The sequence below is a fragment of the Halobacterium wangiae genome (assembly GCF_021249345.1).
Taxonomy (GTDB): Archaea; Halobacteriota; Halobacteria; order Halobacteriales; family Halobacteriaceae; genus Halobacterium; species Halobacterium wangiae.
On the sequence record NZ_CP089588.1, the window covers coordinates 986,255 to 1,000,212 of the forward strand.

19 protein-coding genes are annotated in these 13,958 nt (G+C 68.0%); 11 read left to right on the top strand and 8 right to left on the bottom strand.

The window, feature by feature from the left end:
* Nucleotides 1–66 precede the first annotated feature (66 nt).
* Nucleotides 67–564, top strand: a complete 498-nt coding sequence (locus LT965_RS05410; protein ID WP_232702997.1) for a hypothetical protein — start codon at nucleotides 67–69, stop codon at nucleotides 562–564.
* A gap of 43 nt (nucleotides 565–607) precedes the next feature.
* Here LT965_RS05410 and LT965_RS05415 read toward each other — a convergent pair whose 3' ends face one another.
* Nucleotides 608–1,771 carry an inorganic phosphate transporter gene (locus tag LT965_RS05415; RefSeq protein WP_232702998.1) on the bottom strand — a complete coding sequence of 388 codons (1,164 nt, stop codon included), beginning with the start codon at nucleotides 1,769–1,771 and terminating at the stop codon, nucleotides 608–610.
* Between the two features lie 122 nt (nucleotides 1,772–1,893).
* Between LT965_RS05415 and serS the strand changes: the two genes are divergently transcribed.
* The 3 genes from serS to LT965_RS05430 all read left to right on the top strand — a co-directional run bounded on the left by serS (nucleotide 1,894) and on the right by LT965_RS05430 (nucleotide 5,220).
* Nucleotides 1,894–3,273, top strand: a complete 1,380-nt coding sequence (serS, locus tag LT965_RS05420) for a serine--tRNA ligase (protein ID WP_232702999.1) — start codon at nucleotides 1,894–1,896, stop codon at nucleotides 3,271–3,273.
* Between the two features lie 174 nt (nucleotides 3,274–3,447).
* Nucleotides 3,448–4,140: a plastocyanin/azurin family copper-binding protein gene (locus LT965_RS05425; RefSeq protein WP_232703000.1), complete on the top strand. Its 693-nt coding sequence runs from the start codon at nucleotides 3,448–3,450 to the stop codon at nucleotides 4,138–4,140.
* 111 nt (nucleotides 4,141–4,251) lie between these two features.
* Nucleotides 4,252–5,220 (top strand): TIGR03557 family F420-dependent LLM class oxidoreductase, encoded by a 969-nt coding sequence (locus tag LT965_RS05430; protein ID WP_232703001.1) that lies wholly within the window; start codon nucleotides 4,252–4,254, stop codon nucleotides 5,218–5,220.
* On the opposite strand, the gene LT965_RS05435 is transcribed toward LT965_RS05430, so the two are convergent.
* A complete protein-coding gene (locus tag LT965_RS05435) occupies nucleotides 5,172–5,531 on the bottom strand; it encodes a nuclear transport factor 2 family protein (protein WP_232703002.1) in 360 nt (119 codons plus the stop codon). The two genes, LT965_RS05430 and LT965_RS05435, sit on opposite strands and share 49 nt — an antisense overlap.
* A 279-nt stretch (nucleotides 5,532–5,810) precedes the next feature.
* Between LT965_RS05435 and LT965_RS05440 the strand changes: the two genes are divergently transcribed.
* The 3 genes from LT965_RS05440 to LT965_RS05450 all read left to right on the top strand — a co-directional run bounded on the left by LT965_RS05440 (nucleotide 5,811) and on the right by LT965_RS05450 (nucleotide 6,999).
* Nucleotides 5,811–6,311: a DUF367 family protein gene (locus tag LT965_RS05440; RefSeq protein WP_232703003.1), complete on the top strand. Its 501-nt coding sequence runs from the start codon at nucleotides 5,811–5,813 to the stop codon at nucleotides 6,309–6,311.
* A gap of 17 nt (nucleotides 6,312–6,328) precedes the next feature.
* Nucleotides 6,329–6,757: a DUF488 domain-containing protein gene (locus LT965_RS05445; protein ID WP_232703004.1), complete on the top strand. Its 429-nt coding sequence runs from the start codon at nucleotides 6,329–6,331 to the stop codon at nucleotides 6,755–6,757.
* A gap of 98 nt (nucleotides 6,758–6,855) precedes the next feature.
* Nucleotides 6,856–6,999: a 50S ribosomal protein L40e gene (locus LT965_RS05450; protein WP_232703005.1), complete on the top strand. Its 144-nt coding sequence runs from the start codon at nucleotides 6,856–6,858 to the stop codon at nucleotides 6,997–6,999.
* Nucleotides 7,000–7,002: 3 nt separating this feature from the next.
* On the opposite strand, the gene LT965_RS05455 is transcribed toward LT965_RS05450, so the two are convergent.
* Both LT965_RS05455 and LT965_RS05460 read right to left on the bottom strand, forming a co-directional pair.
* Complete coding sequence (locus LT965_RS05455) at nucleotides 7,003–7,542, bottom strand: GNAT family N-acetyltransferase (protein WP_232703006.1); 540 nt, start codon at nucleotides 7,540–7,542, stop codon at nucleotides 7,003–7,005.
* A 60-nt stretch (nucleotides 7,543–7,602) separates the two neighbouring features.
* The gene (locus LT965_RS05460; RefSeq protein ID WP_232703007.1) at nucleotides 7,603–8,220 is read right to left on the bottom strand and encodes an MBL fold metallo-hydrolase; all 618 of its coding nucleotides are present in this window, start codon (nucleotides 8,218–8,220) and stop codon (nucleotides 7,603–7,605) included.
* 71 nt (nucleotides 8,221–8,291) lie between these two features.
* On the opposite strand from LT965_RS05460, the gene LT965_RS05465 reads away from it, so the two are divergent.
* From LT965_RS05465 to LT965_RS05475, 3 genes are read left to right on the top strand one after another with little or no spacing between them, the layout of a single operon-like run.
* Nucleotides 8,292–8,471 (top strand): DUF5786 family protein, encoded by a 180-nt coding sequence (locus LT965_RS05465; protein ID WP_232703008.1) that lies wholly within the window; start codon nucleotides 8,292–8,294, stop codon nucleotides 8,469–8,471.
* 4 nt (nucleotides 8,472–8,475) lie between these two features.
* Nucleotides 8,476–9,018, top strand: a complete 543-nt coding sequence (locus LT965_RS05470; protein ID WP_232703009.1) for an endonuclease dU — start codon at nucleotides 8,476–8,478, stop codon at nucleotides 9,016–9,018.
* A 57-nt stretch (nucleotides 9,019–9,075) separates the two neighbouring features.
* Nucleotides 9,076–9,663, top strand: coding sequence for a uracil-DNA glycosylase (locus LT965_RS05475; RefSeq protein WP_232703010.1), 588 nt, complete (start codon nucleotides 9,076–9,078; stop codon nucleotides 9,661–9,663).
* On the opposite strand, the gene LT965_RS05480 is transcribed toward LT965_RS05475, so the two are convergent.
* From LT965_RS05480 to phnD, 3 genes are all read right to left on the bottom strand, one after another.
* Nucleotides 9,660–10,667, bottom strand: coding sequence for a PhnE/PtxC family ABC transporter permease (locus LT965_RS05480; protein WP_232703011.1), 1,008 nt, complete (start codon nucleotides 10,665–10,667; stop codon nucleotides 9,660–9,662). The two genes, LT965_RS05475 and LT965_RS05480, sit on opposite strands and share 4 nt — an antisense overlap.
* 2 nt (nucleotides 10,668–10,669) lie before the next feature.
* On the bottom strand, nucleotides 10,670–11,431 hold the full coding sequence (locus LT965_RS05485) for a phosphonate ABC transporter ATP-binding protein (RefSeq protein ID WP_232703012.1): 762 nt from the start codon (nucleotides 11,429–11,431) through the stop codon (nucleotides 10,670–10,672).
* A 68-nt stretch (nucleotides 11,432–11,499) separates the two neighbouring features.
* Nucleotides 11,500–12,435, bottom strand: a complete 936-nt coding sequence (phnD, locus tag LT965_RS05490) for a phosphate/phosphite/phosphonate ABC transporter substrate-binding protein (RefSeq protein WP_232703013.1) — start codon at nucleotides 12,433–12,435, stop codon at nucleotides 11,500–11,502.
* Nucleotides 12,436–12,611: 176 nt separating this feature from the next.
* On the opposite strand from phnD, the gene hisH reads away from it, so the two are divergent.
* Nucleotides 12,612–13,268 (top strand): imidazole glycerol phosphate synthase subunit HisH, encoded by a 657-nt coding sequence (hisH, locus tag LT965_RS05495; protein WP_232703014.1) that lies wholly within the window; start codon nucleotides 12,612–12,614, stop codon nucleotides 13,266–13,268.
* A 225-nt stretch (nucleotides 13,269–13,493) separates the two neighbouring features.
* Here hisH and LT965_RS05500 read toward each other — a convergent pair whose 3' ends face one another.
* Nucleotides 13,494–13,832 (bottom strand): SWIM zinc finger family protein, encoded by a 339-nt coding sequence (locus tag LT965_RS05500; RefSeq protein WP_232703015.1) that lies wholly within the window; start codon nucleotides 13,830–13,832, stop codon nucleotides 13,494–13,496.
* Between the last annotated feature and the right edge of the window lie 126 nt (nucleotides 13,833–13,958).

Sequence of the window (13,958 nt, forward strand, 5' to 3'; positions counted from 1 at the left end):
GACGACCGAAGTCCGGCCACGCGCCACTCGGAAGCCTGATGTCGACCGCCGGCCTTCCCGAGCGTCATGCCCCCCACCCGCCGTCGTCTGCTACTCGCCGCCGCGAGTGCGGGCACCGCCTTCCTCGCTGGCTGTGCCGGCCGGTTGCCCCGCCTGGACCGTCAGCCCCGGGCAGACCCGACCACGGACGGCCCGACGACACCGAACCCAGCCGTCGACGATGCGACCCAGCTACCCACGACGACGCCGGGAGTGACAGTCACCGTCCGGAACGGTGACGACGAGTCACACGACGTGCGCGTGACCGGAGTCGACGCCGACGAGGACGACGAACCCGTCGCGCTCGGGCCCGGCGAGGCGCACGAGGTCGGCGTCCTCGACCCCCCCGAGGACGGCGAGATATCCTACTCCGTCGTGGTGTGGGTGGACGGTGAACGCGCCGCCGACCGCCGGGTCGCGGTCCGCCGGGACTCGGACCTCGCCGCGGTCACCGCGCACCTGCGCGGGGGCTGGGTTTCGTGGAGCGAGACGCACACCGGGCCCGCGCCAGGCGACGCCGCGTGAAGCGCGGCCCCTGTTCCGTGGACTGGCCGAGTCGGGGCGACTCCTAGACGGGCAGCAGGACGAACGTCAGGTAGGACAGCAGCGTGGCGACCGACGGTCCGATGATCCAGAAGGAGACGAAGCGCACGACCATCCCCGGGTCGAACAGTTCGCTGGCGGACTGGAGGTCCTCGGCGCGCTCCTCGCCGATGCCCGGGACCTCGTCGCTGGCTTCGACGGTGACCGCGTCGACGGAGACGCCACCCTCGAGTTCGCCGCGGGCTAGCTGGCCCGCCGTTGCGGTGCGGGTCGCGCGACCCCAGCCGAGGCCGACGATGGTCATCACAGTCGAGAGCGCGAGGCTGATCGGGACGCCGAGCCACGACGCGAACGTTGTGATCGTCGCGGCGACCACCATCACGACCATCGCGGCGAGCAGCGGCAGGTCGGTGAGGCCGTTCCCGACGGACTCCATCGTCCGCCGCGCGATGGTGAACGCCCCCAGCCCGATGGTGAGCGTCGCGAGGACGACCCCCGGACCCGGCTCGACGAGTCCGCCGCCGACCAGCGGCGCGACGGCGTTCGCGACGTTGCTCGCGCCCGCGCTGAAGGACATGTAACACGCGATGGCGAGGACGAACGCGGTGCTGACGAGTTCCCGCGGGGTCGTTCCGGGGCCGAGTCTCGGCGCCGGCACCATCCCCGAACGGTCGAGTTCCACGAGCCGACCGCCGGACTGCTCGATGGCGGCGAGCCGGTCGAGGTGCGGGTAGAGGTAGCGGCCGATGACGGCACCGAACCAGAAGCCGACGACGGGCGCGATGAGCCACCAGACGACGATCTCACCGAGCACCGCCAGGTCGAGAGTGTCGGTCGCGAGGCCGAGTCCGGCGATGGCGCCGACGGCGGTCATCGACGTGGAGACGGGGACGCCGTAGAGGTTCGCGACGGCCATCCCGAGGCCGATGAACGCCAGCACGACGATGCTCGCTTCGATGGTGAACGCCGACTGGGCGACGAGGTCGCCGCCGAGCGTCGCGATGACCTTGCGGCCGACGGTCCACCCGCCGAGGAGGACGAAGAACGTCATCAGCGCCGCCGCGGTCGTCTTCCGGGTGACGCGGGCGCCGACCGCCGGTCCCCACGCGACGCCCGTCGACGACCCGCCGATGTTGAACCCGACGAACCCGGCGGCGAGGAGGCCGACCAGCAGAAGGGTAGAAACCATGCTGTGGCGTTCGTACGCCCCCGAAGTATAGATTCTGGGTAGGAGTGAGAGGTCAATGGGTCTGTGACTCCGTCCCGGGGATGCGACACGTTCTTGCCGCGTCCCGGTGAACCAACAGGAAAATGCTGAGCAGACAGTTCGTCCGGGAGCACCCAGATGAGGTCCGCGACGCCCTCGCGAAGAAGGGCGTCGACGCGGACTTGAGCCGGATTCTGGAGGTCGACGAGGAGTGGCGGGAACTCAAGAGCCGCGGGGACACGCTGCGCCACGAGCGCAACGAGGTCTCCTCGAAGATCGGTCAGCTCAAACAGGAGGGCGACGAGGACGCCGCCCAGGAGGCCATCGACCGCTCCCAGGAGCTGAAATCGGAACTCGAGGAGGTCGAGGCCCGCGCCGACGAACTCGAGGCCGAACTCGAGCGGAAGCTGCTCACCCTCCCGATGGTCCCCGACGACGACGTCCCCGTCGGAGCCGACGAGACGGAGAACGTCGAGCGCCGCCGCGAGGGCTTCGACGACCTGCGCGACCTCCCCGATGAGGTGGTCCCCCACTACGACCTCGGCGAGGACCTCGACGTCCTCGACTTCGAGCGCGGCGCGAAGGTGTCGGGCGGCGGCTTCTACTTCGCGAAGGGCGCGGGCGCCCGCCTCGAACACGCGCTCGTCCAGTTCATGCTCGACGTCCACCGCGAGCAGGAGTACGTCGACCTGTTCCCACCCATCCCGGTGAACTCGAAGTCGATGGAGGGGACCGGCCAGTTCCCGAAGTTCGTGGAGGACGCCTACCGCGTCGGCGACGTCAACGAGGCCGACTACGAGGACGACGACCTCTGGCTGCTCCCGACCGCCGAGGTGCCGGTGACGAACATGTACCGCGACGAGATCCTGCTCAGCGAGGACCTCCCGCTGAAACACCAGGCGTACACCCCGAACTTCCGGCGGGAGGCTGGCGAGCACGGCACGGAGACGCGGGGCATCGTCCGCGTCCACCAGTTCAACAAGGTGGAGATGGTGAACTTCGTCGAACCCGAGGAGTCCTACGAGCGCTTCGAGGGCCTCGTCGACGAGGCAGAGGAGGTGCTCCGGCGCCTCGAACTCCCGTACCGCATCCTCGAGATGTGCACGGGCGACCTCGGGTTCACGCAGGCGAAGAAGTACGACATCGAGGTGTGGGCGCCCGGCGACGACATGGACGACGGCCCCGCGGAGGGCGGCCGCTGGCTCGAAGTCTCGTCGGTGTCGAACTTCGAGGACTTCCAGGCGCGTCGCGCGGGCATCCGCTACCGGCCCGAGCGCCACGAGAGCGCGGAGTACCTCCACACGCTGAACGGGTCGGGCCTCGCCATCCCGCGCGTGATGGTCGGCATCCTCGAGTACTACCAGAACGACGACGGCACCGTCGACGTGCCCGAAGCGCTCCAGCCGTACATGAACGGCCAGGAGGTCATCGAGGGTACGCAGAAGGTCGGCGAGAGCGCGCTCGGCGACGGCGAGCGCGAATAGGGGCGGCGGCGGTACGTTTTTGTCCACGCGGTGAAACGACGAACCGACTAGATTGCCATGGTTCGTGGGAAACAGGGACGCCGACGGTTTCTCGAACTAGCCGCAACACTCGGGACCGCAACTACGCTCGCAGGGTGCGTCGGCGAGGGCCTGCCGTCCCAGAACGACGACGCTGTGAACGAGGAGGGGGAGCGTGACGGCGCCGACCAGACCAGTTCCACGGCGACCACTCGGAGCGGAACGCCAGCCGTGCACACGGTCGACGTCGGTCCGGGCGGGTCGCTGGTTTTCGACCCCGACGAGGTGCAGATCGCACCGGGCAACGTCGTGCGCTGGGAGTGGAAGACGAGTACCCACAACATCGACCCCGACGCCGCCCATGGTGCCAACGACTGGCGCGGAACCGAGGGCGGCGACGACACGTTCTACGACGAGGGGCACGTCCACGAACACACGTTCGACGAGCCCGGCGTCTACGACTACGCCTGCGTCGCGCACGAGCCGATGGGGATGCGGGGGACAGTCGTCGTGGGCGACGCCGAGCGGCGACCGCTCGGGGACACGGTCGTCCTGTCCAGTACCCCATCCATCGACGTGGGACCAGACGACGACGCCGAGTTCGTTCCGGGGACGGACCCTGTCGCCATCGTCCGGCCGGGCACCGAGGTCACGTTCGTCTGGCGGTCCGACGGACACAGCATCGTCGTCGACGACCAGCCACAGGACGCGGCGTGGGAGGGCACGGGCGCTCAGGACGCCGGCCACGAGCACACCCACGAGTTCCGGTACGAGGGCCGCTACGAGTTCCACTGCAGCGCCCACCCGGACGCCCCCGGCGGCACCATCGTCGTCGAAGCCACGAACTGATTGCGGACACCGCTTCGACGGCGAGCGAAACTAACCTGAAACTACACTCTTTCCGGTTCGTGCCGAACTGGAGAGCCGATGGTACGAACCCAACCCGGGAGGTGGCCGTAGATGGTGGAACTCGGCTACGCGCTCTCCAGCGAGGAACACCCGCCGAACGACCTCGTGGAGAACGCGGCCCGCGCCGAGGACGTCGGCTTCGACTTCCTCGGCATCTCGGACCACTTCCACCCGTGGACGAGCCAGCAGGGCGAGAGCCCGTTCGTCTGGACGACGCTCGGCGGCATCGCCCACGCCACCGACGACATCCCGGTCGGCGTCGGCGTGAACTGCCCCATCGTGCGTTACCACCCGGCGAACGTCGCGCAGGCGGGGGCGACCGTCGCCGAGATGCTGCCGGGACGGTTCGCGCTCGGCGTCGGCACGGGCGAGTTGCTCAACGAGCACGTCCTCGGTGACCACTGGCCCGAGCACGCGGTCCGCCTGGAGATGCTCGAGGAGGCCGTCGACGTCGTCCGCAAACTCTGGACCGGCGAGCAGGTGAACCACCACGGCGACCACTACACCGTCCAAAACGCGCGCCTGTTCACGGTCCCCGACGAGCAGCCGCCGATCCACGTCTCCGCGTACGGCGACGCCGCGGCGAGGACGGCCGCCGACATCGGCGACGGCTTCTGGAGCGTCGGACCCCAGGACACCGTCGAGACGTGGGAGGAGGAAGGCGGCGAGGGGCCGCGGTACACCCAGTTGCAGATGTGTTACGCCGAGACCGAGGAGGAAGCCGTCGAGACGGCCCACGAGTGGTGGCCGAACGACGCGCTCCCCGGCGAGTTGAGCGCCCAGTTGCCGACGCCCGTCCACTTCGAGCAGGCGACCCAGATGGTCTCCGAGGAGGACATCCGCGAGGGGAGCATGGTCACCAGCCCGGACCCCGAGGCCCACGTCGAGAGCATCCGTGAGGCCGTCGACGCGGGCTACGACCACGTCTACGTCCACCAGGTCGGCCCCGACCAGGAGTCGTTCTTCGAGTTCTACGAGGAGGAGGTGTTCCCTGCGGTCGAGGACGCCGAACTCGCGTAGGTCCGCAGTCCCGTGATCTGGTCTCCACCCACCTCGAAGACGTCGACGAACGCGAACAGTTCTCCCCCCGTGTCGAGAAGACGGCCGCGAGCGGCGACGCCGTCCCGGCCCTCGTAGACCGCGTCGACGACGTGGCGGGTGTCCGTCCGCGGGCGGTCGTCGCGCATGAACGAGACGAACGCCTCCCGACCCGAGAGCGTGCGGTCCGGCCGGATGTGCTCGAAACCGGGTGCGAGCACGTCAGCGAGCGCCTCGTAGTTGCCGTCGTCAATGGCGTCGTAATATGCCTGGGCGAGGGCGGCGGCGTCCATACCACCAGCGAGGGCGCCGCCGGACAAGAAACCGGGGGCCGGTATCGGCGTCCGCCACAGTCGGTAGTGGGCGGACCGAAAGGGGCGGCACGCTCGCGTTCATCTGGTCACCTCGCGCCGCTAGCACCGCAACGACCAACGGGAGTGAGGCGCGCAGCAAGCGAGCGACCGCGAGCGTGCCGGGGCTTTCTACGCAGCTGTAGCGCCAGAGTGGGCTGAACCGCGAAACGTCCTCCAGTCGAGCGGGGTGCTTTTGCCCGACCGACTACAACCGAGTCCGTGGACCTCCACGTCAGGTACGAGGGCGACGACGACCCCGAGAAGTGCACGGCCCGGAAGCTGGCGCGCTTCGACATGGCCGCCCTCCACGAGTCGGCGCGCGCGACGCCCTACGGCGTGGTCCTGAACCCGCACGCCGAGCAGGCGCTCTCGCCCGCGGACGCCGAGTACACCAATCTGGTCGCCCTCGACTGTTCGTGGGAGACGGCCGGGCGCGCGATGTTCGAGATGAAGGGTGAACACCGCGCGCTCCCGTTCCTCGTCGCCGCCAACCCCGTGAACTACGGGCGACCGTTCCAGCTCAACACCGTGGAAGCGTTCGCCGGCGCCCTCTGCATCCTCGGGGAGCGCGAGCACGCCGAGCGCATCCTCGCGAAGTTCCGCTGGGGACACACGTTCCTCGAACTGAACGAGGAGCCCCTCCGCCGGTACAGCGAGTGTGCGGACTCCGCCGAGGTGGTCGACGTGCAACAGGACTATCTGGACGCCGGCGAGCAGTAGGGAACGACAGCGCAGAGATGACCGGGGAACTGTTCGACACGTACGTGGCGGCGCTCCAGCACGACCAGGCCGACCTGCCCGCGGACGCGACGCTCGTGGGCGTGGTGCGGCGGCCGACCGGCTGGTTCTCCGCGACCGTCGACGAGAACGTGTCCGCCGTCGCCCCGCCCGAGGAACTGCTGGACGACGCGAAGTCCCGCGAGAGCGAACTCGAGTCCCGGGGCGTCGACGACGCGGCGGCGAACCAGCGTGCGTGGGCGGACGTCGACTTCGCCGAGCGGTACCGCGAGTACCTCGACAGCGACCCCGGGGCGCGGGCTGCCGTCGCGGCGCTCGAAGAGCGCCTCCGGGCGGGGGAGTCGCTGGCGCTCGTCTGTTTCGAGAACACCGACGAGAAGCGCTGCCACCGGACGATACTCCGCGAACGGCTGGCGGCACGGCTGTGATCGGCGGCCGCTGGCGGCGCAAGTTCGACGTGGAGGTGGCGTCGTGACCACCGGTCCGTTCCGAACCGCTTAAACGCGGCGCGGGCGAACCCGGGTGCATGACCGAGACCATCGAGGACCGTCTGCTGGGCAAGCAGATCTGCATGCGATGCAACGCGCGGAACCCGAAGGACGCCGAGAGCTGCCGGAAGTGCGGCTACAAGAAGCTCCGTCCGAAAGCCAAGGAGACGCGTTCGACGTAACCGCTACTTCTCGCCGTCCCACTCGTCTTCGAGCACCGAGTAGTACCGCACGTCGAGGTACTCGCCGTTCGCGTACACCTGGTCGCGGTGGGTGCCCTCCAGTTCGTAGCCGAGTTTCTCCCAGATGCGCGCCGAGGCCTCGTTGCCCTCGAACACCCGCGCGACGACGCGGTGGCGCCGGTGCTGGTCGAACGCGTAGTCCGTGGCGAGACGGCCGGCTTCCGTGCCGTAGCCGTTCCCCCACTGCTCCTCGGCGAGGAAGATGCCGAGTTCCGCGCTCCCGTTGACGCTGTCGACGCCGTGGACGCCGAGGCTGCCGACGGGGTCGCCGTCGACGGCGACGACGAAGTTCACGTCGCCGTTGTCGGCGCTCGCGCGTTGCTCGTACCACTGACGTTCCTGTCTCTCGGTGAGCGGCGTGCGGGAACTGAGCATGCGCCACACGGCGGGGTCGTTGAGCGTGTCCTGGAGGAACGCCAGGTCGTCCTCGTCGACCGCACAGAGGTCGACCGTGTCGCCGGAGATGAATGGTCGGCCGGGCATACGTACAGAGACGTCGAGCGACAGAAAAAGGGTTCCCGTGGTCTGACAGTCCCTGCCAGGCTACTCGTCGGGGTACTTCGGTTCGCGGCGCTCGGCGCGCTCCAGCGCTCGTTCGACGACCGCCCGCACGTCGCCCTCGAAGACGCTCCCGTGGCCCGAGTACATCTCCCCGACGCCATCGCCGTCGGGCATGCGGTCGAGCAGCTCCCGGATGCTCTCGATCAGCCGGTCGCGGGACTGCCCGGCCATGTCCGTGCGGCCGAAGCTCCCGTCGTCGAAGGCGCCGTCGTCGTGGACGACGACGTCCCCGGAGAACAGCGCCGTCTCCGAGACGAACGAGACGTGGTCGGGGGCGTGCCCGGGCGTGTACACCACCTCGAACTCGTCGTCGCCGATAGTGACGCTGTCGCCGTCGGCGAGTTCGTGGGTCCGCAGCGGGTGGTCGTCGTAGGCGTACACGTCGGGGTCGAAGGCCTCACAGACGGCCTCGAGTTGCTGGACGTGGTCGCCGTGCTGGTGGGTGAGCACGACGGCGTCCAGGGTGTCCGTGTGGCGTCGAATCTCGTCGACGACGCCGTCGTAGGCGCCCGCGTCGACGAGTGTCGGGTGGCCGTCGAGCGCGAGGAAGGCGTTGCAGGTGAACGTCTCCGCGTCGCTCGTGACGTGTTCCACGTTCATGGTGTGGTGGTGGCGCGCTGGCCCCTTAAACCGGCGGGGAATTTTTGTGGAGGCCACTCGTACCCACGAACATGGGCTTCGGGAGCTACGACGAATCCGAACAGGACAACCAGTCTCTCGACTCCGAGGACATCGACACCGAGGAGAGCCTGGACACGGGCGAGTTCGAACACGCGGGGGACGTGAGCTACGAGATCGGGGCGTCGAATGACGAACTGCTCGACCGCCTGCAGGACATCAAAGAGCAGTAGCGCCGTGAAGACCGGGACGCGGGCGCTCGGCGTCGCCGAATCCTACCGTGGCGACCGCTCGACGCTCGCCGGCACCGTAGTCCGTGCGTCCCGGGTCGTCGACGGCTTCTCGTTCTCGTCGTGTACGGTCGGCGGTACCGACAGCACCGACGCCGTCGTCGATGTCTACCGGAGCCTCGACCGCGAGGACGTCCGGTACGTCCTCGTGTCGGGCATCGCGCCGGCGTGGTTCAACGTCGTGGACCTCCACGCCGTCCACGAGGCGGTCGACCGCCCCGTGCTCTCGGTCTCCTTCGAGGCGAGTCCCGGGCTCGAGGACGCCATCGCGGAGGCGTTCGAGGGCGACGAGCGCGACCGGCGACTCGCCGTCTACGACGCCCAGCCCGACCGCCAGGCTGTCGACGTGAACGGGGAGCGGGTGTTCGTGCGTGCCGTCGGCTGTGAGGACCCGGCGAACGTGGTCGAGTCGTTCACGCCGGAGGGTGGCCGGCCGGAGCCGCTGCGGGTGGCGCGGCTGGCGGCGCGGGCGGCCGACGACTACGCCTGAGTCCCTGCCAGTACGGCGACGACGAACGCTTAACAGCGCCCGCGTGGTAGCCGACCCATGGACAGCATGGACGGCCTCGAGGTGACCGGGTGCACGAAGTGCGAGGAACTCGTCGAGTCCCGCTCGCAGATCGTCAACGGCGCCGGGCCCGCGGACGCCGACGTCCTGTTCGTCGGCGAGGGGCCGGGCGCCAACGAGGACGAACAGGGCGCACCGTTCGTCGGGCGGAGCGGCAGCGTCCTCGACGCCGCGCTCGCCGACGCCGGCCTCGAACGGGCGGACGTCCGCATCACGAACTGCGTGCGCTGCCGACCGCCCGAGAACCGCGACCCCACGAAGGAGGAGCTGAACAACTGTCGGCCGTACCTCGAACGCGAGGTCGAACTCGTCGCTCCCGAGGTGCTCGTCACGCTCGGGAAGGTGCCGGGCGAACACCTACTCGGACGCAGCGTCGCGGTCACCTCGGAGACGGGCGACGTCGAGCGTGTCGAACTCGGCGGCGAGCCACGGGACGTGTTGCTCTGTCTCCACCCGGCGGCGACGCTGTACGACGCGAGCCAGAAGGAGGCGTTCCGCGAGACCATCGAGAAGGCGGCGACGATGGCTGGAGTCGAGGGTGGACAGTCCCGGCTGGGGGAGTACTAATCCGAGGAGCGGCCGGTCCACTTGTCGGCGTCGAACAGCCCCTTGACGGCGTCGAAGAACGACGTCTCCTGGGTCTCGCCGGGGCGGAGGCGGGCGCGGATGCGCGAGGAGAGCAGTTCGACGCTGATGACGATGAGCACGACCATCAGCAGGCCGGCGGCCGCCTGCGCGTAGGCGTCCGGGGTGCCGAACTGGATCTTCAGGCTGATGTACTGGCCGAGACCGCCGGCGCCCACGACGCCGAGGCTGATGGCGATGCGGGTGTTGATCTCGAGGACGTACATCGTCCACGCGATGAACGACGACGAGACCTGACTAAGCATCCCGAAGATGACCGTCTGCGGGCGGTTCGCGCCCGTCGAACTGATGGCCTCGATGGGGCCGTCGTTGATCTCTTCGAGTTCGTCCGTGAACAGGCGGCCCAGGTTACCGATGGTGTCCGTCGCGATGGCGAAGATGGCGGACTTCGGGCTGATACCGAACAGCGGGATGTAGATGAGGATCCAGACGAGCGACGGCACGGCGCGAATCGTCGACATCGTGCCGCGGAAGATGAAGTTGAACGGGAACGGCGTGACGCGCTCGGAGCCGAGCACGCCGAGGAGGAGCGCGAGCGGGAATCCCAGCACGGTGCCGGTGAAGCCGACGATGATGGTCATGACGGCTGCCGCGACGAGCACCGATCCACTGGACTGGGTCGCCCCTGCGCTCTCGACGATGGTACTGGGGTGGGTGAGACTGTACCAGAGGCCGTCGAGGCCGCTGACGCCCTGGCTCTTCGACGCGAGCGTGAAGTCGACGAAGTCCGGGTTGAGGAACTCGGCGACGAAACTCAGCCAGATGGGGAACTGTCGGATCAGTTCTGCGACGGTGAACCCGACGTACCGCATCCCGAGTGCGGTCGCCCCCGCCACGAAGAAGATGCCGAGCGCGCCGAGGATCCGGCGTCGGCGCTGTTTTCGTTCGATCCTGTCCTTGACTCGTTTGATGTCGCTTGACGCCATTATCAGTTCCCCGTGATGTGTTCGACGCCGTGGTCGGTGGTGTCGCCGTCGCCGTAGTAGATGCGGTCGACGACGTCCATCGTCAGGTCTTCTTTCCCGCCGTCGAAGACGACTTCACCGTCGCGGAGGCCGATGAACCGTTCGCCGAACTCGCGGGCGATGTTCACCTGGTGGAGCGAGACGATCGACGTCAGGTCGCGTTCGGTCGCGGCGTCCTTCAGGTACTGCATCACTTCCTGGGCGGCCCGTGGGTCGAGGCTGGCGACCGGTTCGTCGGCCAGCAGCAGGCCCGGGTCCTGCGTGAGTGCGCGAGCGATGCCGACGCGCTGCTGTTGCCCGCCGGACATCGACCCGGCGCGCTGGTCGGCCTCCTCCAGCAGGCCGACGGTGTCGAGGGCGTTCAGCGCCATCTCCTTGTCCGGCTCGTCGTAGTGCGTGAGGACGCTGTCGACCGTCTCCGTGCGGTTCAGAGCGCCCGTCAGCGAGTTCCGGTACGCGCTCATCGACTCGACGAGGTAGTGCATCTGGAACACCATCGCCACGTCCGAACGGGTGCCCGTGACCACCTCGTCGCCGATAGAGAGGGTGCCCTCGGTCGGTTGCGTCAGGCCGTTGAGAATCCGGAGGAGCGTCGATTTTCCCGCGCCCGACGGCCCGAGCAAGACCACGAACTCGCCGTCGGGAATCTCGAATGATACGTCGTTCAACGCCACCGTGTCCTCGCCGTAGACCTTGGTGACGCCCGATGCGGTTACTGTCGCCATTCTCTCGTTGTTGTAGGAGGCTGGCCTGAATAGGCCAAAATGTTATGTTTCTCAGTTCGGCGACTTCGTTATTCGTCGGCGTCCCCGAAGACGTCCTCGCTGTAGCCCAGTTCCTGGGCCACGTCGATGACGGGCTGGTACGTGTCGACGCCGCGTTCGCGGACGCCGGAGAACCAGATGTCGTCCTCGGTGCCTTCCTCGCCGTCGGCACCGTAGTACATCTCGTCGGATGCCTCCGTGAACGCCTTCGTGATGGTGTCCTTCTCGTCGTCCGAGAGCTTCGGGCTCACGACGATGGGCGCGCGCGGGATGCCGTCCTCGGAGGCGACCTCTCGGATACCCTCCGCGTACTCGCTCTCGTCGCCCGAGGCGATGAAGTAGCCGACGCCCGCTGCGGCGGCCTGCTCGTTGCGGAGTGCCTCCATCGCGGACGCGTGGCTCGACCAGTTCGGGTCGAAGTTCGCGCCTGCCGGGCTGCCGGGTTCGTCGGGAATCTCGAGGCCAGCGTCCTTCAGCATGTACAGGGGGTATAGCGAGCCGGACGCCGAGAGCGCGTCGGCGAACGCGACCGTCTCTCCCTCGAGGTCGGACAGCGACTCGATGTCGGAGTCCTCGCGGGTGACGATGACGGACTTGTACGTCCAGCCGCCGTACGCCTCCCGCTGGAGGATGATGTCGGCCTTCTCGGAGTTGACGCCGAGCGCGGCCGCGAACGGCCCCGTCTCCGCGACGTCCGCGGTGCCGGAGTCGAGGGCGTTGAGCGTCGCCGCGTAGTTCGCTGCGTACTTGATGTCGACCTCGTCGACTGCGTCGATGGTCTCCGCGAGGCGTTCCTGGACGGGTTCGTACTGCGCCGTCATCTGGTCCTGCGGTTCGGTCGGTGACATCAGGAAGCGGACGTCGCCGTCGACGTACGGCTGACTACCGAACTGTCCGAGACATCCTGCCGTGAGACCAGCGGCACCCGCTGCGCCGGCCGCCTTGAGGAACTTTCGTCGGTCCATGGGAAATACAGGCAAAAATTCGTTAGAATCGTCAAAAACCTTTCCATACCATTTACAGCCGTATACAGACGACACAACGACCCTCGCGAGGGATCCGTACCGCCGGGGGGCGACGGGGAGCCGGCAGGCATCGTTCGGAGGGAAAGGGACTTGCGGCGGGTCGTCCTAGGTGAGCTATGAGTACGCCGCCACCCGAGCAGACGGCCGCGTCCGTCGTCGTCGTGGACTACGGCCTCGGGAACCTCCGCAGCGTCACGCGCGGGCTGGAGCGCGCGAACGCCGACGTCTCCGTCGTCGACGACCCGGCCGCCCTCGACGACGCGGACGGCATCGTCCTGCCGGGCGTCGGCGCGTTCGGCGACGGGATGGAGAACGCCGGCCCGTTCCGGGACGCGCTCGTCGACGCCGCCGCGGGCGGCCGCCCGGTGTTCGGCATCTGTCTCGGGATGCAGATGCTGCTGACCGAGAGCGAGGAGGCCGAGCGCGCGGGACAGGGCGACGCTCGCGGCCTCGACCTGATTCCGGGGCGCAACGTCCGCTTCAAGGGCGACGTGAAGGTTCCCCACATGGGCTGGAACGACCTGGACGTCGTTCGCGACCACCCGCTGGTCGAGGGCGTCGACGGCGAGTACGCCTACTTCGTCCACTCCTACTACGCCGAACTGGACAGCGACGACCACGCTGTCACGGAGACGGAGTACGGTACGCGGTTCCCCTCCATCGTTGCCAACGACGAGGGCAACGTCTTCGGCACGCAGTTCCACCCCGAGAAGTCCGGCGAGACCGGACTCCGGATCCTCCGGAACTTCGTGGACATCTGCGCCGAGCAGTAACGACGCGACCCAGTCAGTCGAGCCCTACCCGCCCAACCGACGACCAGCATCCGCGAGCGAGCAGCTCGAAGAGCCCGAGCGAAGCGGTTCCCCCTGCGAGCGAACAGCGGCCGACGAGCGACTAACGCGAGCGTAGCGAGCGGCAGGAGCGAGGAGTGCTTTTCCCCAAGTTTTTGCCGAGTGGGGCGCGCGCAGCGCGCCCCACGCAGAGCAAAAAGTGGGATTTTAGAGGAAATCCCGGACTTCGCTGTAGAACATGTCGTGGTGGTCGACCTCCTCGACGCCTTCGGCGACGTCGACGGCGAGAGCGTGCCAGCAGAACTCGTCGGCCGCGAGGTTGTACTGGCTGTCGCGACAGGTGCAGCCGCCGTCCTCGATGATGTACTCGTCTTCGTGGCCGACGACGACGGTGAAGTCGTTGTACTGTTTGACGCGGCCCTCGCTGGCGGCTTCGATGGCTCGCTGGCCGCGGTCTCCGTGTTCGGCGAGGAGACGCTCGGTGATGGGGGCGGTGAGTTCGCCTTCGGCGGCGAGTGACGCCCGCCAGTCGTCGACCTCGGGCACGCCCCCCTGTTGAACGGGCCGTGGTTTAGCCGGTTCGGTTGGCCCAGCAGCAATCCTTAATGATTATTAATACCCTTTTCCACATACCTGCATGATTATTCATTAACTTTATTCGCGTCACCGCCG